Source organism: Alteromonas infernus, from assembly GCF_902705815.1.
On the sequence record NZ_CACSIG010000068.1, the window covers coordinates 67,430 to 93,122 of the forward strand.

A 25,693-nucleotide genomic window follows, 5' to 3' on the forward strand; every position below is an offset into this window, starting at 1 on the left:
AGAGTGCTATTGCTTAAAGTGCCATTGTTCTGATCGCTATTGGTCAGATGCCTTTATACTGAATTATCTTATTCTGAACTTTCATTCCCCGCAAAATAGGGCGGCATCTCATAAATGGTTTTGTATTTCTCAAATAGCCGCTGCATATCGCCCTCTACCACCATTCGCGTAATTACATCACCAATTTCATAGCCTAGCGCGCGATAATTAGTATGAACAGCAAGTCCTATATCCCACTTTTGCTTTCCAATAAGCGGAAACGCGTTGCTTGCAAGGCGATATTGCTCGTTATCAACAAACTGACTGAGGTAGGATATTTGCGAGCGCAATCCCATTACCGCTTCGACGGTTCCCGCTTTCATCGCGTCAAACGCTTCTGCGTTTGAGCCATAGTGCGATGTTTTTTCTCGCAATCGGCCGCCAAACGCTGACGTTAGGTAAAAGTGGGGAATGCTGTCTATTTCCGCACCAATCGTGTGATACTGAAACATGCCCATGGTTTCCACTTCGGGCAAGGTTTGCGTGTTGTGAATGATTTGCCAGCTTTCACGCTGATAGGGGGCAAACATATGAACGAGCTCATTAACCAACAAGCCCACATCGTCACGTTTTTGAGAAAAACTGGGGTCGTAAGGCGCGCGCATCATCACATCAGCCTTAATGCGGTGGATAATATGGCCCTTCCATAGGTAATTTCTGAAATCGTCTTCTGTCGTTTCACCTGGTGTCATCCATATCAGTTCTAGCTCAACATCAAGGGCGCTCGCGATTTCACGGGCGATATCAATATCAATACCTGTGGGGCTATCGTTTTCAATAAATGAAAATGGAGGATAGTCGGTGTACACCGCAATTCTAATTAAACCGCTGTCTTTAATATCGTCTAACGATCTTGCTTCCCCGAAGGCAGAAAGCGCAGAACCCGTTATCAGGCAGAGTAAAATGAAAATAACTCGAAAAGGTTTAACTAACTGCACAGCTTACCCACTTATTCAATCGAACTTCTTAAGCATACTAAGGGGTTAGCGTGATTTTACTAATGCTACTTTAGCGCCATAGCATTCCTCCTTTAGGAGGATGTTCTTCGGGAAAATTGCCATATACCCTTATGTCAGACAAACAGATATCAGCAAAAGCATGCAGCTGAGCTCGGGGTGGTATATGGCAAAGGGTGTAAAAAACACGGTTGAAAGGCGATTAACCGGTAAGCGCTATCAAAAATGTGTAGCTTCACTTATTTGTTGCGTTCTGTTGTCGTTTTTTAACAGCGCGCTCGCGTTTAATGAAGTACAAGCTTCACAGTCTCAACAAGCTGCACTACAGGCCTCTTTTGCCACTATTCCGGTCATTTACATAAAAGTTGCGGGCACATCTCCACCAGGCACACCAGACTATTTAAAGTCCCCCAGCAATGAGGGGACAGCTGGCGCAAGTGTGGCGATAAAGGATGCCAATATCACGGGAAAATTTCTTGGTTATCAGTTTGAGTTAACTGAAATCAGTGTGCCTTCTATCGGCGAACTGCAAGCTTCTTTAGCTAAAACTCGCCAGCACCCTGCTTCAGGTGCTAACACAAATCACAAAGCAAAAAGCAGCAATCAGCAAGGCAGCATTGCACCTGTTGTTCTACTGGATATTCAAAGCAGCGATGAGGTAAAGGCTGCCTCAATTGAGCAGTTGATTGCCACTATTCAAAGCACGCTTCCTAATGCCGTATTTTTTAACGTAGCTAATAGCGATGATCTACTGAGGCAAAATTCATGTCGCCTGCCCTTGTTTCATACAATCCCCAGCTATCAGATGAAAGCCGACGCGCTAGCCCAATGGTTTCGCACTAAGCGTATTGGCGAGATATTCGCAGTTTACGGAAAAACCGCTGACGATGCTGCATACCTAGCCGCGTTCAAACGCAGCGCTAAAAAATTTAAGCTTTCACTTGTTGAAACTAAACAGTGGCAGGACAGTTTTGATTTACGCAGGGCTGCCTTTGCTGAAATTCCTCAATTTACGCGAACAACAGAAACCTATCTGGCTGTTTTTACCGCCGATAGCGCGGCACAATTCGCGTATAGCCTACCCTTTAACACCTATTATCCCGTACCTGTGGTAGGCGCTGCCGGCCTAAAAGCACTAGGTTGGCACTTTACCCACGAACAATGGGGCGCCCGTCAGCTTCAAAGCCGTTTTAACGACGGGTTTAACAGACACATGAATGAAGTCGACTTCGCCGCGTATCTTGCGGTAATGGCCGTAGCAAATGCTGCGCAGCAAAGAAGCGATTTAAAGCAGCAGGGAATACTTAACACCTTGCTTAGCGACGACTACACGCTGGGTGCCTATAAAGGCCGCCCTCTTTCTATTCGCCCCTACACCCACCAATTTCGTCAGCCTATTGCGCTGGCTCACGAAGACGCACTGGTGACTCATGCGCCCCTTGAAGGCTTTCTGCACCGAACCAACGAACTGGACACATTAGGCGCAACACACACTACCTGTAAGGACAAGTTATGAGCTATCGCTTTGCACTCTTGCTTGGCAGTTTAATGGCAGCCTTTGCACTTCCTCAAGCATTTGCACTTCCTCAAGCCTATGTCACTAACGAAAAAGACAACACGCTATCTGTCATTGATATGACAACATTTGATGTGGTTGAAACTATCGAGGTTGGAGAGCGACCCCGAGGGTTTATTTTAAGTGCAGACCAGTCCCACGCGTATATCTGTGCCTCTGATGCTGATCGCATTCAAATTATGGATTTGTCTACCCATTCCATAGTGGGCGATCTTCCCTCAGGTGCAGATCCTGAAACCATAGCATTACATCCTAACGGCACCACTATTTACACGGCTAATGAAGACGATGCCCTTCTTACCGTTATCGACATTCCAACGGCTCAGGTCATTTCTCAGATAGATGTAGGCGTAGAGCCTGAAGGGCTGGCTGTGAGTCACGATGGCAGCATGATGGTCGTCACATCAGAAACCACTAACATGGTGCACTGGATAGATACCAAAACGCACGAAAATATTGCAAATAGCTTGGTTGATGCAAGACCCAGAGATGCTCACTTTACCAGAGATGACAAGTACCTTTGGGTAAGCTCGGAAATAGGTGGCACCGTCAGTATTTTCGATACAGCCACCAAGCAAAAAGTGAAGACCCTTTCCTTTGCCATTAAGGGCGTTTATCGCGACAAGATTCAGCCAGTGGGTATTGTGCTTATGAAAGATAAGCCCTACGCCTTCGTGGCGCTTGGCCCAGCGAATCGCATAGCGGTCATCAATACCGATACCTTCGAAGTGGAAGACTACATTTTGGTTGGGCGACGAGTGTGGCAATTAGCGTTTAATCAAGATCAGTCTTTATTGCTGACCACTAACGGTGTGAGCGGTGATGTTTCTGTCATCAATACCCACACGTTAAACGTAGAGCAAACGGTAAAAGTGGGGCGATACCCTTGGGGCGTGGCGGTTAAATGGAAATAGCGGTTCAAGCGGTTTCACATCAGTACGGCAGCCACAACGCGCTGGACAATATAAGCCTTTGCCTAAAGCCAGGCTTGACTATGCTACTTGGGCCTAACGGCGCAGGCAAAAGCACCTTGTTTGCGCTTATTACGGGCCTGCAAAAACTCACAAAAGGTAGCATTACCTTTGATGGTGCTAGCCTGTCTCAATCTCGCACAAGTATTATGGCGAAAATGGGCGTGGTATTTCAGCAAAGTACCTTAGATATCGACTTATCAGTAAAACAAAATTTGTCTTACTTTGCTTCGCTTCACGGCATAAGCACCGCTAGCGCGCTTTCGCATATTCAAGGTTTGCTCGACGAACTCGACCTTACGAGCAAGCTCAACACAAAAATTCGAAACTTAAATGGCGGGCACAGACGTCGGGTCGAGTTAGCTCGCTGCCTTATTCACAAGCCATCCTTACTCCTACTAGACGAGCCTACCGTTGGCCTAGACATAGAATCCCGTCATCTTATTTTGCGGGTAGTACAAGCACTCGCTCATTCCCAAAACGTAAGTGTACTGTGGGCCACGCATTTATTTGAAGAAGTGAAGCACAACAACAACTTGATAGTCTTATCAAAAGGGCGAGTGTTAGCCCACGATAAATGTGAAGCCTTGTTAGCCAAATATCATCAACAGGATATTGAGCACCTTTGGCAGCATTTGATGCAGGAAGGCTCCTGATGTATTGGCGCTGTTTTGTGGGCGTACTTACCAGAGAGATGCTGAAGTTCTGGCAGCAGCGCACACGCCTGTTGAGTGCATTGGTGCGGCCATTACTTTGGCTATTTGTTTTTGCCGCGGGGTTTCGTTCGGCCCTGGGTCTTTCAATGACCGAGCCTTACGAGAGTTATATTTTGTACGAAGAGTACATTGTACCTGGGCTTGCCGCCATGATAGTACTTTTTAATAGTATGCAAAGTTCACTGTCCATGGTGTACGACAGAGAAATGGGCAGCATGAAAGTTTTGCTGTTAAGCCCGGTTCCCCGCCCTTTTCTGCTAGGCAGTAAGCTGATAGCCAACACCTTGGTAAGCGCTATTCAGGTATATATCTTCTTTGCTTTTGCGCTATTGCTAGATGTACGCTTATCTGCGTTGGGGTACGTTTATGCGCTGCCTGTTATCGCACTACTGTCATTGTTTTTAGGTTCGTTAGGATTATTACTGGCAAACTATATTAAGCAGCTAGAGAACTTTGCCGGGGTCATGAACTTTGTCATTTTCCCGTTGTTCTTTCTATCAAGCGCCTTATACCCGCTTTGGAAAATGCGTGAGGCCAGCGAATGGCTGTATCAGATTTGCGCGTTTAACCCCTTTAGTAGCGGCGTAGAATTACTGCGATTTGCGCTCTATGAAAAACTCGAACACAACGCGCTAGCTGTTGTACTTTGCCTTACAGCCATCACGTTTATTTTCGCTGTGAGAAGCTTTCGCCCCAAAGCCTCAAAAGGGCGCTTTTCGTGATAAAAGCAAACCTAATCTGGGCTAATGAAAGCAATAAATTTGAAACGTTAGAAGATAGTGACTGCTTACTTATTTTAACTACGCCCACGTTGTTGGCGAGCCAACTTTTTCACTTTTCAACACCCGCTAAGGCATACATTGGGCAGGTTTTTGACGATGAAGGTTTTGCAGGAAATAAGGGCGAATACGTATTCGTACAAGGCCTTAAGGCGTTTAAAAAAACGTTACACCCCAGACACTGAAAAAACCGGACAAAACAGTATTAGCCAACAATTAGCTGATGTTAAACGTGTGCTGTTTTATGGTGTCGATTTTGCGCTTTTTGAAGCGTCAGATGCACCCAACGTCTCTAGCCGTGCCTCGACTTTATCTAAAACTAATGACCCCTCCATGGTTAACCGCTCAAGCTACGCTAGCGATTCAAACTCCGCGTTTAATTCGAAAAGCATCAGTGACGTGAACCAAACTAACGCGTTAGCTTTTCGCTATGCAGAACAGCAGTTCGATGCATTATTTAAGAAGCTTAAAAGCATGTCGGTAACCTTGGAAAAGCTGTCGTTAATGGCGCTTTCTACCTCTGAAACAGCAAGCAGTGACCCTGTTAACGTCGTTGCGAGCCATTCACAGTTTCTAAGTGCGCTACTTAGAAGCTATTTCAAGCACGGCTATCACTTTAAAGGCTATAAAACGAATAATCGATCGGTTTCCAACAGTCAGCCTCTCAATGACAACATCAACGCAAATAATGAAGCAATTAATCAAGCAATTGATATTAGGGGCACACTGTCTCTTGCATTAGATGCCAAGCATTTTAATACCGCGCAAAAGCGTCTCGCTTCACACACTATCCGCTATGAATCCGCCCTTAATGACGCGATGACCTGGGCTAAAGATCTCGCCCACATGCCGGCCAACTTATGTACGCCGTATTATTTGGCCGAACAAGCTCAACACCTGGCACAAACCTTTAGCACGGTTTCCTGCGATATCCTTAATGAAAGCACGCTAAAGCAGCTAGGTATGAATGGTTATTTAGCGGTAAACGCAGGTTCACAGTTCGCCGCCTCCATGCCTGTTCTTCGCTATGCAGCCAATGGTTTAGAGGATGCACCGCCAGTAGTGCTAATTGGCAAGGGCGTCACATTTGACAGCGGCGGCATCACGTTAAAACGCAGCCCGGATATGCGCCATATGATTTACGACATGGCGGGCGCAGGTTGCGTATTGGGCGTTATTCAAGCTGTTGCCACACTAGGGTTGAATGTAAATATTATTGGTATTGTGGCAAGCGCCGATAATGCGATTGATGGCAAAGCTTATCGTCCGGGTGACATTATTACTATGCACGCAGGAAAAACCGTGGAAGTCATGAGTACTGATGCAGAGGGGCGTATGCTTATGGCCGATTCAATCAGCTACGCGAAACAGTTCTCCCCCTCGGTTATTATTGATATAGCAACGCTAACCGGCGCGGCTATTAGCGCACTGGGGCACAAAGCCACTGCGCTTTTTAGCAACGCTCCAGCGCTTGAAAGTGCGTTAATAGAAGCGGGGGAACTGGCTAATGACAGGTGCTGGCCTTTTCCACTGTGGCCAGAATATCAAGACGCCATCACTTCTCAACACGCGGATATGATGAATACGGGCATAAACTCTCCCGGTGCTATTTCGGCAGGCTGCTTTCTCTCTCGTTTTGCTGACGGCACCCCGTGGGCTCACCTCGATGTGGCAGGAACCGCTTTTACCTACACCAAATCGTTATCGGCGACCGGTCGCCCTATTCCTTTACTTTTATCTTACTTAAGCCGCTGCGCTAAAAAAAATAGGCGATAAATCATCAAAATTCATGACAGTTCTCCTCCCTTAGGAGGATATCTGTTAACACATATTCAACATATACTCAGTCATGCGTTTAATCATAAAGAAGAGGAACAACTATGTGGACTAAACCCCAATACACAGAAATGCGCCTTGGTTTTGAAGTAACACTTTACATCAATAACCGCTAGGCAACGCCCTCTGGGATGATGAACAAAAAGGCTGCCGATGCAGCCTTTTTTTACTTGTAGTATGGAGTTGTTATGCACGTATTGATTCTTGGTGCTGCCGCCGGAGGTGGATTTCCGCAATGGAACTGTCACTGCGCAAATTGTAAGGGATTACGGGAAGGAAAAATAAAGGCTAAAAGCAGAACACAGTCGAGCATTGCTGTCAGTAGTGATGGTAAAAATTGGGTTCTCATTAATGCCTCCCCCGATTTGCGGGAGCAGATAAATAGCCACCCGCAGCTGTGGCCCGAGGACCATGTGTCTCGCGGCACACGCATAAGCGCAATTGTGCTTACCGACAGTCAAATAGACCATACTACAGGCCTGCTAACATTGCGCGAAGGCTTACCCCTTCCCGTTTATTGTACCGATGTTGTGGCCGAAGACCTAACCACCAGCTTCCCGCTTTTTACCGTATTAAAACACTGGCACGGCGGACTACAGCAGCATTCAATTAATACCGATTATCATCAACACTTTGTACCAAAGGGGGCAGAAGGCCTGACTTTCCAACCCGTGGTATTAGAGTCTAATGCCCCCCCTTATTCGACGTATCGCGACAACATTGTGCCGGGCAACAATATCGGCCTGAAGATAACTGACGACACCACGGGCAACGTGCTTTTTTACGCGCCAGGATGTATGCAGGCAAACGACACAGTAAAACAAGTAATGCGCGAATCTCACTGCGTGCTATTTGACGGTACGCTGTGGGCCAATGAAGAAATGATAGCTCACGGCTTTAGCAACAAGCTGGGCACTGATATGGGACACATGCCGGTTAATGGAAAGGGCGGAGCCATTGCGCTGCTAAATGAATTTAACGTTGAGCGTAAAGTGCTTATTCATATCAACAATACAAATCGCGTGCTAGACGAAGACTCCAGTGCTTATCACAGCCTGTGTGAGCAGGGTATTGAATTGGCTTACGACGGCATGGAAATTGAGGTGTAGTAATGACAGAACACGCATGGTCTAGACAAGAATTTGAACAAAAACTGAGAGAAAAAGGCGCTTACTACCATATTCATCACCCCTTTCATAAACGTATGAATGAAGGGCACTGCAGCGTTGATGAAATTCAGGGCTGGGTGGCCAACCGACTGTATTATCAAATGGCGATTCCGGTTAAAGACGCGGCAATTTTAGCAAATTGCGAAGATCAATCGGTACGCAGAACTTGGATCCAACGAATAATCGATCATGATGGACGGAAAGGTGAAGACGGACTTGGCGGCATAGAAGCCTGGTTGCGATTGGGCGAAGCGGTAGGCTTAAACCGCAGCGAGATGCTTGATGAAACACACCTGTTGCCAGCGGTTAAGTTTGCAGTGAATGCCTATGTGAATTTTGCCCGCCGTGCGTCGTGGGAAGAGGCTGCCTGCTCATCGTTAACTGAAATGTTTGCCCCTGAAATACATCAAAGCCGATTAGATACCTGGCCTGAGCACTATACATGGATTGATAGTGAAGGCTTTACCTACTTTCAAATGCGGTTAAGTCAGGCGCGCCGTGATGTAGAGCATGGCCTGCAGATTACCCTTGACCACTTTGTTACCCGACAACAGCAAGAACATGCGCTCAATATACTGCAGTTCAAAATTGATATTTTGTGGAGCATTGCTGATGCCATTTGCTTTGCCTATGAATATAAGAGAAAGCCGTTCGATGGTATTGCCGACCAGCGGGTGTGCCATAAAGGGAGGTTTTAATGATGTCGAATTTACAATCACAAACCCAACACCACTTAGATGCTGATAGCGTCGGTGATGATGACATTGGTTCAAATACCCCGGAAGACAACATTGAAAATAGCAGCAGTCACAACAACGAGGGCTGCGGCACAAGAGACAAAACAGCTTCTTTAAATCCGCTTTTTCGCATGCAGTACGAGAAAGCTCAGGGTTGTTATGTTTTGTTGTTCCCCGAAGGAATGATCAAACTTAACCCTTCTGCAGCAGAAATTCTTAAGCGTGTAGATGGCAACAATACGGAAAATGCCATTTGTGCTGAACTTCGCCAGGCATTCCCTGATGCACCTGATGACTTAGAAGAAGATGTTCATGTATTTCTGGTTCATGCCGAGCAAAAGAAGTGGATCCGCTATGACGAATGATACAGACGTTGATTTACAAACCGACGAACCAAATAGCATAACGCCACCGCTGTGGCTCCTAGCCGAAATTACCTATCAGTGCCCATTGCATTGCCCGTATTGCTCCAACCCAGTAAACATGGAAGAAACATTCAATGAGCTCTCTACTGAGCACTGGGAGCGAGTGCTGCGTGAAGCGCGGGAAATGGGCGCCGTGCAATTGGGCTTTTCTGGCGGAGAGCCATTGCTTCGAAAAGACTTGGAGCACTTGGTCGCTTATGCGCGGGCTTTGGGTTTTTACACCAACTTGATCACCTCTGGCATTGGCATGACAGAGAAACGTATTGCCAAACTCAAAGAAGCCGGGCTCGACCACATACAGCTGAGCTTTCAAGCAGCCAATGCTGAAGTAAACGACTTAATAGGCAATAAGCGCCATTCATTTGAACAAAAACTTAAAATTGCGAAGCTGGTAAAACAATACGACTACCCTATGGTGCTTAACTTCTGTATTACCGCGCAGAACATTCACGAGATAGAAGACGTGATGGCGCTCAGCGAGCAGCTAAACGCTGATTTTGTCGAGCTGGCTACCGTACAGTATTACGGCTGGGCCTATGAAAACAGAGACCATTTGCTGCCTACGTCACAGCAGCTACAGGACGCTGAGGCCGCAGTGAACCGCTATCGAGCGCAGCAAAACGGTAAAGGGCCTACCTTCATATTTGTATCGCCCGACTATTACGAATCTCGCCCTAAGGCTTGCATGAATGGCTGGGGCACCACGTTTTTAACCGTAACGCCAGATGGCAGTGCCCTTCCGTGTCACAGCGCGAAGATATTACCTCTGTCTTTTCCCAACGTGAAAGAACGTTCATTGCACGATATTTGGCATCAAGACTTTAGCTTTAATCATTTCCGTGGCGATAGTTGGATGCCGTCGCCCTGTAGGGACTGCGATGAAAAAGATAAAGACTTTGGCGGCTGCCGATGTCAGGCCTACCTGCTAACAGGTGATATGTATAAGACGGATCCGGTTTGCAGCAAGTCGCCCGATCACCATTTAATGAAAGGCATTACCGATAAAGCAGGTACTGCACCGTCGAAGGCACTACAGTATCGAAAGGTGGAAAAGCCGATTCCCATCTTGGAAGTAAGTGCTACGAGGTAATTACTAGGATGTAAATGGGCTGCAATAAGTACGAAACAAAAAGAGATACCGTTAACCCGTAATGATAAAAGTGTATGTCTGAATTTCATTTCATTGATGCCGGCTCTGGGTCAAAAGTGCATAGCGTTGTTTTTGCGCTAAAAACCCCTGCAGCAGGCCACACTGGGTTGTCTCATTTAGCTGAGCACATGAGCTTTCGACGCTCTCACCCATACCCCGCTGCCCACGAGCTTTTTACGGCTAATACACTTCTGCCTGTCACTATTAACGCTACCACACTCGCCGAGTACACCTTCTTTTTCGCTTCGTCTGAAAAAGCGAACGTGCTGCTTGATGCTGTAAATTACCTATACTGTGGCCTGCTTAACCGGGATTACGGTACCGATGAGGTTACCTTAGAGCGTGACGGGGTTATTTTTAACGAGCTCGCCATGCTAGAGGCAAACAGCGACTATGCATTAAACGCCGCTATTCGATTGGCCGATACCCATAAAAATGCCTATAAACACGCGGGTGGTTTTACACAAACCATAGGCAGCAACAGCATTCAAGCGCTTCAAGACTACAAACGCCAGTGGTATCAGCCAAGCAATATCACCACGCTGGTTTACAGTAATTCAGCCCACTTTTTTGAGCAGTGCAAGGAGGTTGTTACAGCCGTGAGCGCAATGAAAGCGCAGAGCGCGGAAACAGCCTTGAGCGCGGAAGCTGCTTTGAGCGAAGAATCAACACTGAACAGGAACGCTGCACTGAGTCAGCACGCATCTCAACGTGAACACTCACATTTAGACAAAGAAGCCTCTCTTGATGCGCAAACGACAAAAGGCGAAAACGAATCAATAAGGCATGTATTAACCTGGTGGTTTCCTCAGTGCTTTTTAAATGGTTTACTACAGCAAGACGCAACACTTAGCACCGTAGCAGGCCTTGAAAACACTTTATTTATCGACCCCGAAATCAATCAACAAGGCAATTTTGCAATTCGCCTCGTCACAAACGAAGCGATGAAGGAAGTAGCAAGCGAGCTTTCGATAGAAGCACTTCCAAAGCTTTCACAAAATCTGACACACAAGCTCGTGAGCGATGATAATGATAAAAGGCTGCGACAACTAAAACATGTGGTATCCGCGTGTCTTGCCTCATTTGATATTAGACCTTCAAAGCCAATGCCAGACACTGATAAACACGCAGAAGGTGTGGGGGCGGCTATTCGCTATTTTGCGCAACTAACAGATGCATTGGGTTCGAACAAGTGCGCCGCCAAAGATTGTGCCACCAAAAGCGCTTATTTGGCGAGTGCTAATAAGGTATCGCTCTCCTATTTGGGGGCTCTACCTTCACCTGAAAAGTCAATCGCTCGCGAGCGGATTAGAAAGGCACGCAAAGACTTTTCCGCGCAAGCCAGCGCTTCCAATAGCGACCAGTCACTTTTAATACCGCGTCTTACCTCTAAATACCGACATTTTATTGCGTTAGAGCACTTGCCTGCACTTCCACGTTTATTGCGGCCACTCGCCAACAAGACCACCAATTTGAAACGCTTTAACGCTGAACACATTGCTTCGCACTTAACGCCGTTTTCCATTCCATCGCCCTCAATAACTCTAGAGTCGGCTTCTCTAAATTCTGATTCTGGTTATTTAGCCTCGCACTGGGTGTATCGCATCGCGTTCTATCAACAGTCAAGACTACAAGCGGTACTTGCACACCACCTTTTCTGGCAACCAAGAACCTCGGGGGAATGCTACGCACTGGGCGCTGCAACCTTTGAAAATAACCTTTTTCTATTTGGTGCCAGCGATACAAATATCACAGAGCGTGAAAACTGGTGTCATAAGGTTTTATCGATTCTCTCGTAGGGAATTCGGGAAAAAACACTGCTACCAATTTATGATACTTCCTCCCACTTAAGGAGGATATTTTTAGGGAATGGTTAAGGCAATACTGAAAGTATAAATAATAACGAAGCAGTCAAGACCATGCCTACGCGAATTTCTACTAAAAGCTCTAGCCAAAACGTTGCACAATTCCCAACACATCAACTTGCCCGTTCACCATTTGCTCTTGCGATTATTGCAAGCGCTGTAACCTATGCGTTTAGCTCTGCTGCAGAAGCTAACGATGCAATGGACCACTACGAGGTTATAGAGGTACAGGGAGCGACACCGCTTAGCGCCAACAGCAATAACTCTGCCGTATTTGGTAACGTTCAGACACTCACTCAAGACGACATTGAAGGGAGCGTCAACCGTTCACTACCGGAGCTACTCAAAACTCAGCTGGCAAGCGTGAACCTAAACGATGTTCAAAACAATCCGTTCCAACCCGATCTGCAATACCGCGGGTTTACTGCCTCTCCGCTGCTTGGTCTACCTCAGGGCATTTCGGTGTACTTAAACGGCGGTCGGGTTAATGAAGCGTTTGGCGATACTGTACATTGGGACCTAATGCCTCTAGATGCTATAGATACCGTTTCTTTGTACTCTGGTTCAAACCCTCTGTTTGGCCAAAACACGCTAGGCGGTGCCCTTGCGCTAAGAACGAAAACAGGGTTTAGCTTCAACGCCAACGAAATAGATTTACAGGCTGGACAATTCGGCCAGAAAGCCGCGTCTGTGGAATCTGGTGGTCATAACGATCATTGGGCGTATTATGTGAACCTGAATCATTATGAGGAAGATGGCTGGCGTGACTATTCGCCATCTGAAGTGCAGCAAGTATTTACATCGCTTGCCTATAAAAGTGACAAAATGCATCTCGACATGAACCTCTTTATGGCCGATAACGAGTTACTCGGAAATGGTGCGTCGCCTATTGAACTGCTGGATATTGAAGGAAGAGAAGCGGTCTACACCCACCCCGATCAGACCAACAACGAACTTACGCACGTTAATATAACCGGTGATTTCGTTTTAACTGACACCTTATCTTTAACCGCCAATATGTTTTATCGCGACACACAAACTCAATCAATCAACGGCGATGACAGTGATTTTGGTGCCTGCCAGTTCGCTGATGGACGCGTAACACTGTGTGAATTTGAAGATGATGACGACGATGATGATGCTCCGCTTGATAGTGATGATGATGGCGACGACGATGATGACGATGATTTGCCTGTTGTAGGAGAAGACGACGATATAGAAGCGGTTGAATTTATTGGCTTTGATGACGACACCGCGCTTGCCGAAATATCAGATGTGGACGCAGATGAACTTGATGGAACATACAATACGGGCCGCACAGACGCCAAAGCTACTGGGTTATCTTTTCAGCTAGCAAAACAATATGCCTTAAGCGGCTTCAGTTCAGAGTTAATTGTTGGTGCCAGCTACACCAAAGGAGATGTTAACTACGCCGCTGATACTACATTTGGTATTTTGGAAAACGAATCTGCACAAGACTCACGCACCGTTTTACCCATCGACGGGCTCATGGCACAAGAAGCCAGAGTTAGATTAGATGTAGACACCACCGCATGGTCGCTATTTTTCATGAGTAGCACACAGCTCTCTTCAGTCGTATCACTCAATCTTGGTGGACGTTTTAACCGAGACCATATTGTTATGGAAGACCTGATTGATGACGGTGAAGGTTCATTGGACGGCAATCACCGTTTTACCCAATTTAACCCAGCGGTAGGGGTAGACATTACTATAGATGAGCAAAGCCAGTTGAATCTTGCAATCAGCCAGTCTTCAAGAACGCCAAGCCCAGCAGAGTTAAGCTGTGCAGATGAAGACGACCCGTGCCGCTTACCGAACGGTTTTGTGGCCGATCCTCCTCTTGATCAGGTGGTCACCCAAACTATTGAAGCGAACTACACCACACGCATTGATAACATCGACCTGATGCTAAATGTTTTTCACAGTAGAAGTAAGGATGACATTATCTTCCAACAAGCAGGCTCTGTTGCCTCTCGCGGATACTTTATTAACGTTGATGAAACCCAGCGTCAGGGCGTAGAATTCAGCGTAGGTTCAACGTGGGAAAAACTAACCTACCGGTTAAACTACAACTATCTTAACGCAACCTATGAATCAACATTGACGTCGTTTAGCCCCTTTAACCCTCAGGGTCCAGACAGACTCGTAACACCAGGTGACAAAATTCCAGGCCAGCCAGAGCATCTAGTCAAGCTCTATGCAGATTACGCCTTAACGGATAAAGCGCGTTTGGGGGCAGAAGTTATTTCAGCATCTAGTCAGTACTTTAGGGGCGATGAGGCTAACGAAAATGAAAAGATTGACGGATACGTTATTGCAAACATTTATGCATCGTACCGTTTCAACGACACATTTACCGCATCGCTACGTGTGAACAATGTGTTCGACAAGGACTATGAAACCTTTGGCACTTATGGCGAGGCCGATGAGGTGTTAGAAGACATTTACCCCGACGTAGAAGGTGCACAGTTCGTGGGCCCCGCACAACCGCGAATGGTCAGTGTGAATCTAAAAGCAAGATTCTAATAAGATAGCAGTTGTTACCACACGCGTTTTTATCGACATAAAAGCTGAGACAAAAATCAAAAAACGCGACTTACTTTCTCACAGTGGTCGCGTTTTTCATGCTTTATACATTTAATTTTCCCGCTACTAAAGAAGGAGATTAACACGCCTTACGGCCGATGGTTCAAAATTCAATAAAACCTATTATCAATTTACTGGACACCGAAAGCATTAAAACCAGTCGAAAATAAAAATAAAAAACCACTGTAATTAATCAACACTTCCAATATTGGGACAGTAAAATGAAAAAGAATACATTTACAAAAACCTGTTTATCTATTGCCATTCTAAGCACGGTCAGTAGCCATAGCTTTGCCCAAGACGAGCCCTATTCATGGAATATCTCTGGATGGATAAATGAAGGCTTAACCTATTATGACGACGGTGTGGGTAGTGATGTGGCACAACTATCAGACAATGGTACAACCCTAGGCAGCCGTATTACGCTTTCAGGGAACTACAAACTGGAAGAACAAGGCATGGACGTAGGCTTTGAGGTCATTATCGAACCTCTTTCAGGCGCACCTAACTACGCCGGTGGTGGCCATCAAACCCCGCTTTTGTTTGCCAATCAGGATAACTTAGACACCTTCAATGGTGGCGACATAGGCTTATTAGGGAGCAGCCTCTACTTTGGCGGCGACTGGGGTAAAATCACCATTGGTTTACAAAGCCTTCCCACCGATAACATTGCCGTTCTAGCCGATCCTTCTGGCACAATCTGGTCAGGCATTTCACCATTATTTAGAGCAAATGGCTTCTTTATTCGAGGCCTAGAAGAAGGTTCAACCAATGTCGCGTGGGGTCAATTTGCTCAGTGCTTAGCTACGCCTGGCTTGGGTATTGGTATTGACTGTAACGGCATATATCGCAACGGCGTGCGCTACGATCTTCCTCAAATGGGAAACGTGAGTATTGCGGTCGGTTATGCAAACGACGAAATTTACGATATTGCGGTTAAGTATGCGGCTGAGCACGAAGGCTTCAAAACTAACCTTCACGCAGGCTACTCAGTGAATAAAGATGGCGGTAGCAATGTTGGCGGCAACAGTTCAACTACGCTGCAACTGCAAGCTGGCGTCATGCATCTTGAATCAGGAGTATTTGGGGTAGCCACTTATCAGATGGAAGAAGCTGACGATGCGATTGTTGGGTCGGGTGACGATACGGATGCTTATTACTTTAAAGCAGGCATAAGAAAACAGTTTAATCGCTTTGGTGATTCTGCTTTCTATGCTGAATATGCCAGTTATAACGACCAATACGGCATGGCTCATTTAGATGGCGTTACCGGCTCAGAGCTTAGTCAGTGGGGCGTTGCAGCAGAACAATATTTTGGATCGCGCTTCTTGGTGTACGCGAAATACGAAAACCTAAGTTTAGATATTGATGGTTCAGAATCTGCGCAAGGAATTTATAACAGCGCAGAAGACTTAACCCTAATTCAACTAGGTGGCACTGTGTTCTTTTAATTGAGAATTAAAAATCAGTCATATTTTAACATTGAACTTATATCTAATTACTCTGAAATTTAAAAATTACTCGACTCATTTAATTAATGATAAAAAACTGATTAATTTTGCACTTAAATAAGAAATTAAAATTAAGCTAAAATATATGACATAAAAAAGCGAGATTCACTCTCGCTTTTCCTATTGAAAAAGGAAAGATCATGAAAAATATATCTCTATTTTCATTACGTTCAGCTCAACCCATTCTGTTAGCCCTACTCTTCATAACGACAGTACATATCGCAGACGCACAGGTCATATTTCAGGAGGACAAAAACAATTTTATTCGCCTTGTTGAAAAGCCGAGCAAAGTAGACAGCGGCATGCGTGCCAACCAACACCCCTTTACGCTACACGAGCAGGATGTATCCGCCATACTTAGCGCTATTCAGGTGGTTAAAAACAAAAATACGTCGACGCCGCTTTTTTCCAACGAACAAGTTGCGTTACTTGCCGCCTATCTGCCTGAGGCGCTGCGAACAGCGACTGCTCAGCAAGACGTAATTTTTGCCCTTAGTAAAGAGAAGCGCTATTTGGCAGGCCTTAAAACCCAAACGTATTACGTTGCAGGCAGTATTTTCGTTGCAGACGACCAGCTCAATATTCTTATTGGCGAGTTCGATAAAGTAGCCAATAAAGCCTACGAAATGGCTTATGATCCTACTTCTCAGGGCTTGGTAAAATACGACTTTGATTTTGGTAACCGGAAACAAGCAAAGTTCTCATTCGATTCCCCACTCTCTTTTTCCGCACCTGGTATAGAACTGAAAACGAAAAATCGCTTCGATTGGGTGGTCGCACCGAGTCAGCTGGCATTTGAAGCACCTGTAGAAAAGGAAACACTTTCCCCAGCGAATAGGGAAAACACACCCAGTAAGAAAGACGTAGCTGGCTCGGCCCCCTTACCAGCAGAAAACGATATCGTTGCTCGTTTTAAACGGTTAGACGCACTAAAAAAGGCAAACCTAATTAGCGAAACAGAATACGCCGAAAAAAGAAGGCAGTTACTTGACGAGTTATAGAACGAAAGTCCCGTCAGTACTGGTCTTACGTGCTTTTTTATTATAAGCCATTGGTCTTATTAGGCCTGACTTAATGTTATATTAATGTTAACATTGTAAACACGTGAAGTGACTGTTTAGCTTTTAATATTTCGGGGAATTTGGTCACTTTGAAGCGTTTCATTTACGCCATAATTTTGTCTTACTAAAAGGCTTATGTGTGAATAAAACGCCAGCCCAAATAAGTCACAAGGCCAGCGGCAAATGTCGCTTTTTTAGCTGAGGGAAAGACCATGCACCGTATCCTGATAATTGACGACCACCCTATTTTTCGTCACGCAATGATTACTATCTTAGGGAAAAAGTTTCCCGACTCAGAAACCCTCGAAGCCAATTCAATTTCTGAAGCGTTAACGTTACTAGAGCAAGACGCGAAGTTCGACTTAATCATGCTTGATTTAAATATGCCGGAAACCTGTGGCCTAAACGGACTTTTAGAAATTCGAAACCAACACCCTAACGTACCTGTAGTGATTATTTCCGCTGAAACGGAAAAGCAAAATATACTGCAAACCATTTCTTATGGTGCCGTTGGCTTTATTTCAAAAAGCAGCAAGATTGAAGAAATCGCCACATCTATCGAGAGTATTTTTGAAGGGAACGTGTGTTTACCATCAGAGATATTGAGAACGCCGTCTACCAGAACACGCATGACCAATGACAACGGTATTTCGCCTGAGCAAATTCGTTCATTAACACGAAAAGAGCTGACTGTACTGAAATATCTAACTCAAGGGTTAGCCAATAAAGTGATTGCCTACGAGCTTAATATTTCTGAAACCACGGTTAAGTCTCACGTCTCATCTATTCTCAAAAAATTAGGCGCCAGCAACCGAGTAAAAGTTGTGGCCAGTGCCGCGAATATCGACTTTAACCAATACGTATTTAATTAAGACCTGTTGATCTTTGCTGTGCACCGAAGATTAACAGGCCCGATGTTCCTATACTTTTAGCCATTCAAGCTTGAGACTAGCGCCGCCTTAAGCACCGCGGAGTTAACAGGTTTGTGCAGCAGCTGAATGTCGGTGCCTTCAAGTTCATTCGCTAACGCTTTTGAGTGATTAGCGGTGCAAATCATAATGGGCATTGAAGGCGCGATTTTTCTTACGCGTTTCGCAATGTCTAAACCGGTTTCTTCTTCATCTAGGTGGTAATCGACAATAAGCATGTCGCACTCGTCAAAACTGCCATTATTTACAGCACTGCATTGTTCAAAACCTGAGAAAGTGTCTACTTCCATGTCCCAGTTTGCGAACAATGTTTGCATAGCAATGCGCATATTCGCATCGTTATCAATGTGCCATATATGCTTATCCAAAACGTAATCTGGTAACGATGGCTCCAAAGTATAAAGATAGTCTTGTTCCTGACTCGTATCACACACTTCGGTAATAGGAATGGTCACCGTGAAACATGCGCCTACGCCCTCTTTCGAGCGCACTCGAATATCGTGCTCTAGCAACTTACTCATTTTATCTACAATGTATAATCCCAGACCCAAACTGTAAGAGTAGTTAAAATCGTTTTCTAATCTGGAAAACTCTTTAAAAATAACTTTCTGATCGTCTTCGCTTATACCCACACCTTGATCATAGATGCTAATTTCTAGGTTCTCATTCACCTTTCGTGCTGCCAGTAACACCTTGCCGTTGGCACCGTATTTCATTGCATTTATTAATAAATTTCGCAATATTCGAGAAAGTAAGTTCACGTCTGTCACCACGAAGGCTTCTTTCAAGCGATAGCGAAAATCTACACTGTAGTCTTTACTGATATGCGTAAACTCTTCGGCTAGCTGCATAAGTAACGGCAATACATTTTCTTGCTGCTTATCGGGCTGTAACACCCCAGCGTCCAGTTTGGATGTTTCAATAAGCGTGCGAATAAGGCCATGTAAATCAGACAGTGAATTATCGAGGGCGGCAACAATGGGGCTGGATGAACTATCCACTTGATCTTTCAATGTTTCGTTGAACAAGATGGCAGCGCTAAGGGGCTGCATAAGATCGTGGCTAATAGCAGCCAAAAATTTGCTCTTTGAATCAATGGCTTCTTGAAGGGCGATGTTGGCGTGATTGAGTTCACGGGTACGCTTTTCTACATTCGATTCTAATTGGTCTTTAGCCGCTTTAAGCTGGAGTTGGCTTTCTACCTGCTGCGACACGTCTGTTGCCAAGACAAAGTGCCCGGTGATATCGCCAGATTCATTGAAATGAGGCAAATAAACTTTCTGTAAAAAGCCAACGTCGCCATGAGCATTTTTTTTCTTTGCTTTGAAAGCTCACCACTTCGCCTTGGTTAACACGGCGCAAGTACTGAATAAGATTGGGGTAAACCTCTTTCAGATGGCTTCGATCCATAGGCATATCATTAATGTCTTGCTCACTAACGCCATACCAATCGCGATAACCTTTATTGGTGTATTGAAACTTTTTATCGGTACCAATGTAAGCAATAAGCGCCGGTACATTATCGGTTATCATGCGGATCCAGCTTTCGTTTTGCTTCAGCGTTTCTGCGTAGTGATGCTGCGATGTAACATTGGTGAACGTGCACAGCGTATTGCCGTCGGGCAGTGTAGTGATGTTGCGTTCAACCACCAATTGCTCGTGTATAATCTGGGTACTTGGCCCCACCGGGTTTAGGTTGAGCCCGCTCCAGTGACGGTTATTTTGAAGGGCATAAATATTCTTACTGTTTACCAGTACGTGCTGGGGCACGTTTGACTGGGTCAAAAACGTGTTATTCCAAAACGCAATGCCACCTTCTTTATCAATGAGCAATATTCCAACATCAATATTATCGATAAGGCTTTGCAACAGCTTGTTTTTCTCTTTAATGACTTGCTCGTAACGATTCGATTCAAGCAGTTTTACTTCAGTGATGTCGTTAAACAGAATAACGTTCCCGCCTTCTTGAGTCGGTCGGTTTGTCAGCTGATACCAGCGTTTGTTCGACAACTGGTAAATCATCCTACCTTCCACGTCGGCAGGCAGTGCACGGCGAATAACCCCGGAATGCTTGGCAGCTTGGGTGATATCGTAATAGTTATCGCCAATTTTAGGGGTAATGGAAAGGTCATCCCAAACGGTTTCAAAATGCCGATTAAAGAAAATGATCCCGCCCAGTCTATCTAGCAACACCATCGCCTGATTGGTGCTTTCAATGGCGTCGTGTAAACGCTGCTTCACCTGATGGGTTTCTTCGTGAGCACGCACCAGTTCGGCGTTTGACTGTTCCAGCTTTTGCAGTACTGACTGTAGCTCCTCTGTTTTCTGACTCACTTTTTCAGAAAGTTGAACTGAATGTTCGAAGGCGCGGTAGCTGTGATGATTAAAACCACCCTCTTCCATGCGATACATCAGCGCTGCGTTTATTTTTTCAAGCTTTTCGTTTTCACGCCGTTGTTCGTAAAGGGCCTTTTGGAGCGCTTCCACGTCGGTAAATTGATTATTGGGCTGCAAAATACACCCCCGTAAACGTTTGGTTCAAGTGAACCGAGTGAATATGCTCGCCATAGGCATTGAAGCCCGCGACATTGTACCTTTGCTGTAGCCGTCTTATTTCGTGGTCGTTTTTGCCCTGTTGAATTTCGAGCCTTCGCAAAAAGCAATCGCAAGCATAAACAAATTCGGGCTCGCCAAGCTGAGCACGCAGTTTGTCTAGTTTACTTTCTAATGCTTCAATGCAGTCACCCAGCTGAACAAATGTAAGAATAATGCCAATATCTACCGCGCAGTAGAAGGTAATGCCGTTAGTGGCCAAATCTACTTTTTGAATAGAGCGGATGAAATATTTGCCACCTACCATCACTGCAAGGGGAAACATGGAAAACACATCCGGCGTTAAGTCTTCAGCTTTCATTCCCAATAAACTGGCGTAATACTGCGCAGCAGGTTCACCGTTAATCTCATACACGGTTCGCGACTCAGGGTCGGCGTGGGTGACCACCAGCTTCGATACGGGAGAGTTAATGTGATCAATGGAGAACACGGTGAAGGGCTTTCCAGTGCCAACAAGCAGCAGTACTGCTGCGTCTCGATGAAATTCACCGTTGTAAAACACATAGGTGGCTTCAAGCTTTAAATCGTCGCCAGCGCTACCGCCTAAGTGTGGAATATTGCCAAATGCGGTCGCAAAGGTTTCTAGAAAATGTTCCTCATGGCGGGTAAGTCCATCGAGCACAGAAATAACGAAGTGCTGCTCTGTATCGTAACGACGCTCCCTCCCCTGTAAGGCTCGGCGCAAACCACTGGCAATATCGTGGGCTTCATCAAAGTTTATTTCGCCTAAATTAGGCACCAATGCTGTGGCAATAGAAAATTCGTTTTTCAAAAACGCGACGGCCAAAAGTTTTTCTGTTCCGTACCCATTTTTATTAAATTCTCCAGCACTGGTGCAGCCAACAATGTTCACATGCGGAAAGCGTGCGGTGATTTCTTTTGCTACGGCATCTAAGTCAAACAGCGTGCTGGTATGAAAGAGTAATAGCTCTATTTCATCGCACTTAACGTTAGCTAAAATCTCATTGGCCACATCGCGACAGGCTTCTTTAGCACCGTATAAGCTAGCTTGGTTGTCATTGTTAACCTGGCTATTAGCAGGTTGACTAAGTGCGGACAGGATTGAGGTTTTTGACACGCGTTGGCACCTTTTTCTTTTTATATTTATCGATTTTGCACAAGTCAGGGTTATCTAACGTAACCACACACTCAAGGCACTGAATACATTCAGCATAGTCAATGCTGCCGTCTTGTTCTATAGCATCAATACCACATTTCTTTTGTTTGCACAGCTGACACGGATTACCGCAGGCATCTTTACGTGTAAGCAATTTAACTAAAGGGAAACGCCCCAGAATGGCAAGCCCTGCTCCCAGTGGACACAAATAGCGGCAGTACACTTTATGAATTTTTAAGCTAAGTAGCAGCAATAAAACCGAATACAGCACAAAGGGCCAATATCGAACAAAGTGTAGGGTTATGGACGTTTTAAACGGCTCTATCTCAGCGAGCTTCTCCGCAAGGTTTAGCGAATAGAACGAGCACGCAACTAGGCCTATAAGCAATACATATTTAATTTTTTGCGCCCGTTTGTGGTGCTGTGGCTTAATTCTAATTTGTTTTATCCTGAGCTTTTCAGCCAGTATTCCCATCATTTCCTGGAGTGCGCCGAAGGGGCAAAGCCAGCCACAAAATAGTCCCCGCCCTACGATAAACAACGAGACAAATACAAAGCTCCACAAAATAAAAATGACCGGGTCGAGAAGATATACCTCTAAGGAAAATCCATCGACAATATCCAGCAGCAGCGTGTATATGTTGACAACAGACAGTTGCCCTTGAGCGTAAAAGCCAATAAAAAACAGCACGAACACAAGGGAAAATGCCCGCACTGTATGCACAAACTTGGTGTAAGGCGTTAGCCTTTGCTGGAATGCAAAAAACAACGACAGCGCTACAAGATAAACAACGGTGATGCTTATCGTTAAGGTTCTGTCCCTCCAAGTTTTCTGCCACAACGGAATGGGCTTCGCTAACTGAGCCTCAGGATTTTCCATAAATAGTTCTTTAGGCAGTGTCACTTTCAAAGGGAACAGATGCTCATCTTGCTCGAAGAAACTTGGCTTAAACGGCACACTAATCGCTATTTCCATTTCTTGGTCAAGTGACAACCCGCCCTTCGACTTTACTCGTAGTACTTTAATCTCATTGTAGTCGGGCAATGTCTGTGAAAATGCAGGGGCATAGAAGCTATAAAAATCGATATCGCGGATAGCTGTGGGAAAGCCGCCTTGAGACACCCGTAAATGCTCAGGTGTGGTTTGGGGAATAAACTCATCGCTGATAAAACTGAAACCTTTCGTATTCAGCACCATCAGTGCCATTTCACCCGGATTTAGATTTTCCTGTAACCGAGCAAATTCCTCTTCATCTAGCAGGTTTTTCCCCACAATAGGAAGACTTAAAAACGCATAGTAGTGCTCGGCAATGATGTCACCATCAAGAGCAAACTCGCTTTGGATATCGTCAACCGCCCGAACCACTTCTCTCGAAAGGCCTTCGGTATTTTGCTGAGTAATCTGGTGCTTTTGAATGTAGCCCTTGTCCACCAATTCGCTAAAAGTAAGAGGTTCGTAAAAGTCTGGATTAATAATATTATTACTAGGCGCAACAAAGCCATCGAGCTTAGCTCTGGCGACGGCTAATGCAGATGTCACGATGGTATCGTTGATAACCAGCACCGATACGGTGGCTTTCGTAACCCCATCAAAATAGGTAGCGTCTTTGCCTACATTGCTTTTCCCACCAATGATAAAACGCTCTTTGACACTGTGCCCTTGATATTGAGCAACGAAATCAAACATGGATTTCTCGCCAAGCCCATGCAAAAAAATCGGCTCGTTGTGCTGTTTGACGAAAAGATCAATAAAGTTACCTTGGGGGTCTAACCCTATCACTACGTTAACAGGTTTACCTGAAAAGCCAATGAAGTCGACAAAGTCATTCGACTCAAAAACGTATCCGAGTAGCTGCTGAAGCTGATAGACCGGGGTTACCTTGATGTCGGTGTGCATTTCCCCCACGCGTGTAGCGTTGGGAAATATTTTGTTAATGTCTGCTGGAATGTCTGTGGCGTCAGATTGCGCCAACACATTGGTACTGAGAAACAGCAAGAAAATGATTGAGATAAATGCGATGCGCATAAAAGTAGCGGGCGGCAGTAATCGCCGCCCTATCTCTACTTAGAAGAAACCAAGTGGGTTGATGTCGTAGCTTACCAATAGATTTTTTGTCTGCTGGTAGTGATCTAGCATCATCTTGTGGGTTTCGCGGCCAATGCCCGATTTTTTGTAGCCGCCAAATGCAGCGTGAGCTGGATACAAGTGATAACAGTTCGTCCATACGCGACCTGCTTCAATCGCTCGACCTACGCGGAATGCTACATTCGCATCGCGGCTCCATACGCCTGCGCCTAAGCCAAAGCTCGTGTTGTTGGCAATTTCAATGGCCTCTTCTTCCGTTTTAAAGGTTTGCACCGCGATAACAGGGCCAAAAATCTCTTCTTGGAAAACACGCATGTGGTTTTCACCCTTCAAGATAGTCGGCTGAATGTAGTAGCCATCGTCGAAACCCGGTAATTGCTCTTTCTCACCACCGGTGACAACTTGCGCGCCTTCAGACTTACCAATATCAATATACTTAAGGATTTTTTCAAACTGCTCGTTAGATGCCTGCGCCCCCACCATGGTTTCTGTGTCTAGTGGGTTACCGCGTTTGATCTTCTGAATTTTTTCCAATACTTTTTCCATGAAGGCATCATAAATGTCTTCTTGGATAATCGCGCGTGAGGGGCATGTACATACTTCACCTTGGTTGAAGTAGCCAAGCACTAAACCTTCGGCACACTTATCGATAAACTCAGGCTCATGGTCCATGATATCTGCGAAGAACAGGTTCGGCGACTTACCGCCAAGCTCTACCGTAGATGGAATAAGGTTTTCAGCGGCACAGCGAAGGATATGTCCGCCAACGGGTGTAGAACCCGTAAACGCAATTTTTGCAATTCGAGTGCTTGTTGCAAGGGCTTGCCCCGCTTCTGCGCCGAACCCGTTAACAATGTTAAGTACGCCCGGTGGCAATAAATCCTGAATGAGCTCTGCAAACAATAAAATAGATACCGGCGTTTGTTCCGCAGGCTTTAAAACCACTACGTTACCGGTAACAAGCGCTGGCGCAAGTTTCCATGCCGCCATCAGCAGTGGGAAGTTCCAAGGAATAATTTGACCAACTACACCGTAAGGTTCATGGAAGTGATACGCCACCGTATTTTTATCAATTTCACCAATAGTGCCTTCTTGGCTGCGAATACAGCCAGCGTAGTAACGGAAGTGGTCGGCGCAAAGCGGGATGTCTGCATTTAGGGTTTCACGAACGGCCTTACCGTTATCCCATGTCTCAGCTACGGCCAGAAGCTCAAGGTTTTCTTCAATGCGGTCAGCAATTTTGAGTAAGACATTTGAACGTTCGGCAACAGATTTTTCTGCCCATCCTTTTTTCGCAGCATGGGCAGCATCGAGTGCCAGCTCGACATCTTCTGATGTCGAGCGCGGAACCTGTGCGATATCACTGCCATCTACTGGAGATGTTGCAGTGAAGTACTCACCTTTAACCGGTGCGACCCACTCGCCATTGATAAAATTACCGTAGCTTTCTTTAAAGCTTACTACTGAACCTTCACTACCTGGCTTTGCATAAATCATAAGAAATACCTTTTGATATCGTTGCGCGTACCCCGCGCAGTAACTTGGTTTGT

21 protein-coding genes are annotated in these 25,693 nt (G+C 45.6%); 15 read left to right on the forward strand and 6 right to left on the reverse strand.

The features are described from left to right. Positions 1–68: 68 nt before the first annotated feature. Positions 69–977, reverse strand: coding sequence for a substrate-binding periplasmic protein (locus ACX5J7_RS16705; protein ID WP_015068001.1), 909 nt, complete (start codon positions 975–977; stop codon positions 69–71). A gap of 184 nt (positions 978–1,161) precedes the next feature. On the opposite strand from ACX5J7_RS16705, the gene ACX5J7_RS16710 reads away from it, so the two are divergent. The 15 genes from ACX5J7_RS16710 (at position 1,162) to ACX5J7_RS16780 (ending at position 18,270) form a co-directional block, all read left to right on the forward strand. Continuing rightward, complete coding sequence (locus ACX5J7_RS16710; RefSeq protein ID WP_498707586.1) at positions 1,162–2,511, forward strand: type 1 periplasmic-binding domain-containing protein; 1,350 nt, start codon at positions 1,162–1,164, stop codon at positions 2,509–2,511. Beyond that, positions 2,508–3,485, forward strand: a complete 978-nt coding sequence (locus ACX5J7_RS16715; protein WP_498707587.1) for a PQQ-dependent catabolism-associated beta-propeller protein — start codon at positions 2,508–2,510, stop codon at positions 3,483–3,485. The genes ACX5J7_RS16710 and ACX5J7_RS16715 overlap by 4 nt, the downstream gene beginning before the upstream one ends. Then, on the forward strand, positions 3,476–4,198 hold the full coding sequence (locus ACX5J7_RS16720) for an ATP-binding cassette domain-containing protein (RefSeq protein ID WP_498707589.1): 723 nt from the start codon (positions 3,476–3,478) through the stop codon (positions 4,196–4,198). Before ACX5J7_RS16715 ends, ACX5J7_RS16720 begins: the two co-directional genes overlap by 10 nt. Next, positions 4,198–4,980, forward strand: coding sequence for an ABC transporter permease (locus ACX5J7_RS16725; RefSeq protein ID WP_015068005.1), 783 nt, complete (start codon positions 4,198–4,200; stop codon positions 4,978–4,980). The genes ACX5J7_RS16720 and ACX5J7_RS16725 overlap by 1 nt, the downstream gene beginning before the upstream one ends. A 156-nt stretch (positions 4,981–5,136) precedes the next feature. Then, positions 5,137–6,813 (forward strand): leucyl aminopeptidase, encoded by a 1,677-nt coding sequence (locus tag ACX5J7_RS16730; RefSeq protein WP_498707590.1) that lies wholly within the window; start codon positions 5,137–5,139, stop codon positions 6,811–6,813. 104 nt (positions 6,814–6,917) lie between these two features. Beyond that, entirely contained in the window at positions 6,918–6,989 is a 72-nt protein-coding gene (pqqA, locus tag ACX5J7_RS16735; RefSeq protein ID WP_071953288.1) for a pyrroloquinoline quinone precursor peptide PqqA, read from the forward strand. Between the two features lie 72 nt (positions 6,990–7,061). Next, positions 7,062–7,982 carry a pyrroloquinoline quinone biosynthesis protein PqqB gene (pqqB, locus tag ACX5J7_RS16740; protein ID WP_498707591.1) on the forward strand — a complete coding sequence of 307 codons (921 nt, stop codon included), beginning with the start codon at positions 7,062–7,064 and terminating at the stop codon, positions 7,980–7,982. 2 nt (positions 7,983–7,984) lie between these two features. Next, the gene (pqqC, locus tag ACX5J7_RS16745) at positions 7,985–8,740 is read left to right on the forward strand and encodes a pyrroloquinoline-quinone synthase PqqC (protein WP_020746571.1); all 756 of its coding nucleotides are present in this window, start codon (positions 7,985–7,987) and stop codon (positions 8,738–8,740) included. Next, on the forward strand, positions 8,740–9,144 hold the full coding sequence (gene pqqD / locus ACX5J7_RS16750) for a pyrroloquinoline quinone biosynthesis peptide chaperone PqqD (protein WP_015068009.1): 405 nt from the start codon (positions 8,740–8,742) through the stop codon (positions 9,142–9,144). Before pqqC ends, pqqD begins: the two co-directional genes overlap by 1 nt. Then, positions 9,134–10,294, forward strand: a complete 1,161-nt coding sequence (gene pqqE / locus ACX5J7_RS16755; protein ID WP_474376827.1) for a pyrroloquinoline quinone biosynthesis protein PqqE — start codon at positions 9,134–9,136, stop codon at positions 10,292–10,294. Before pqqD ends, pqqE begins: the two co-directional genes overlap by 11 nt. 74 nt (positions 10,295–10,368) lie before the next feature. After that, positions 10,369–12,153 (forward strand): insulinase family protein, encoded by a 1,785-nt coding sequence (locus tag ACX5J7_RS16760; protein WP_474376828.1) that lies wholly within the window; start codon positions 10,369–10,371, stop codon positions 12,151–12,153. A gap of 120 nt (positions 12,154–12,273) precedes the next feature. Beyond that, the gene (locus tag ACX5J7_RS16765) at positions 12,274–14,766 is read left to right on the forward strand and encodes a TonB-dependent receptor (protein WP_498707593.1); all 2,493 of its coding nucleotides are present in this window, start codon (positions 12,274–12,276) and stop codon (positions 14,764–14,766) included. A gap of 281 nt (positions 14,767–15,047) precedes the next feature. Further along, positions 15,048–16,277: a porin family protein gene (locus tag ACX5J7_RS16770; RefSeq protein ID WP_020744234.1), complete on the forward strand. Its 1,230-nt coding sequence runs from the start codon at positions 15,048–15,050 to the stop codon at positions 16,275–16,277. Between the two features lie 200 nt (positions 16,278–16,477). Continuing rightward, complete coding sequence (locus ACX5J7_RS16775) at positions 16,478–17,338, forward strand: hypothetical protein (protein ID WP_498707595.1); 861 nt, start codon at positions 16,478–16,480, stop codon at positions 17,336–17,338. Between the two features lie 272 nt (positions 17,339–17,610). Then, entirely contained in the window at positions 17,611–18,270 is a 660-nt protein-coding gene (locus ACX5J7_RS16780; RefSeq protein WP_014950680.1) for a response regulator, read from the forward strand. A gap of 56 nt (positions 18,271–18,326) precedes the next feature. On the opposite strand, the gene ACX5J7_RS16785 is transcribed toward ACX5J7_RS16780, so the two are convergent. The 5 genes from ACX5J7_RS16785 to exaC are packed head-to-tail and all read right to left on the reverse strand — an operon-like array spanning position 18,327 to position 25,640. Continuing rightward, on the reverse strand, positions 18,327–19,598 hold the full coding sequence (locus tag ACX5J7_RS16785; protein ID WP_498707596.1) for a sensor histidine kinase: 1,272 nt from the start codon (positions 19,596–19,598) through the stop codon (positions 18,327–18,329). Next, positions 19,582–20,841 (reverse strand): PAS domain-containing protein, encoded by a 1,260-nt coding sequence (locus ACX5J7_RS16790; protein WP_498707597.1) that lies wholly within the window; start codon positions 20,839–20,841, stop codon positions 19,582–19,584. Before ACX5J7_RS16790 ends, ACX5J7_RS16785 begins: the two co-directional genes overlap by 17 nt. Next, positions 20,828–22,018: a nitric oxide-sensing protein NosP gene (nosP, locus tag ACX5J7_RS16795; RefSeq protein WP_498707599.1), complete on the reverse strand. Its 1,191-nt coding sequence runs from the start codon at positions 22,016–22,018 to the stop codon at positions 20,828–20,830. Before nosP ends, ACX5J7_RS16790 begins: the two co-directional genes overlap by 14 nt. Continuing rightward, entirely contained in the window at positions 21,987–24,083 is a 2,097-nt protein-coding gene (locus ACX5J7_RS16800; protein WP_498707600.1) for a 4Fe-4S binding protein, read from the reverse strand. Before ACX5J7_RS16800 ends, nosP begins: the two co-directional genes overlap by 32 nt. A 39-nt stretch (positions 24,084–24,122) precedes the next feature. Further along, positions 24,123–25,640 (reverse strand): acetaldehyde dehydrogenase ExaC, encoded by a 1,518-nt coding sequence (exaC, locus tag ACX5J7_RS16805; protein WP_020746578.1) that lies wholly within the window; start codon positions 25,638–25,640, stop codon positions 24,123–24,125. Between the last annotated feature and the right edge of the window lie 53 nt (positions 25,641–25,693).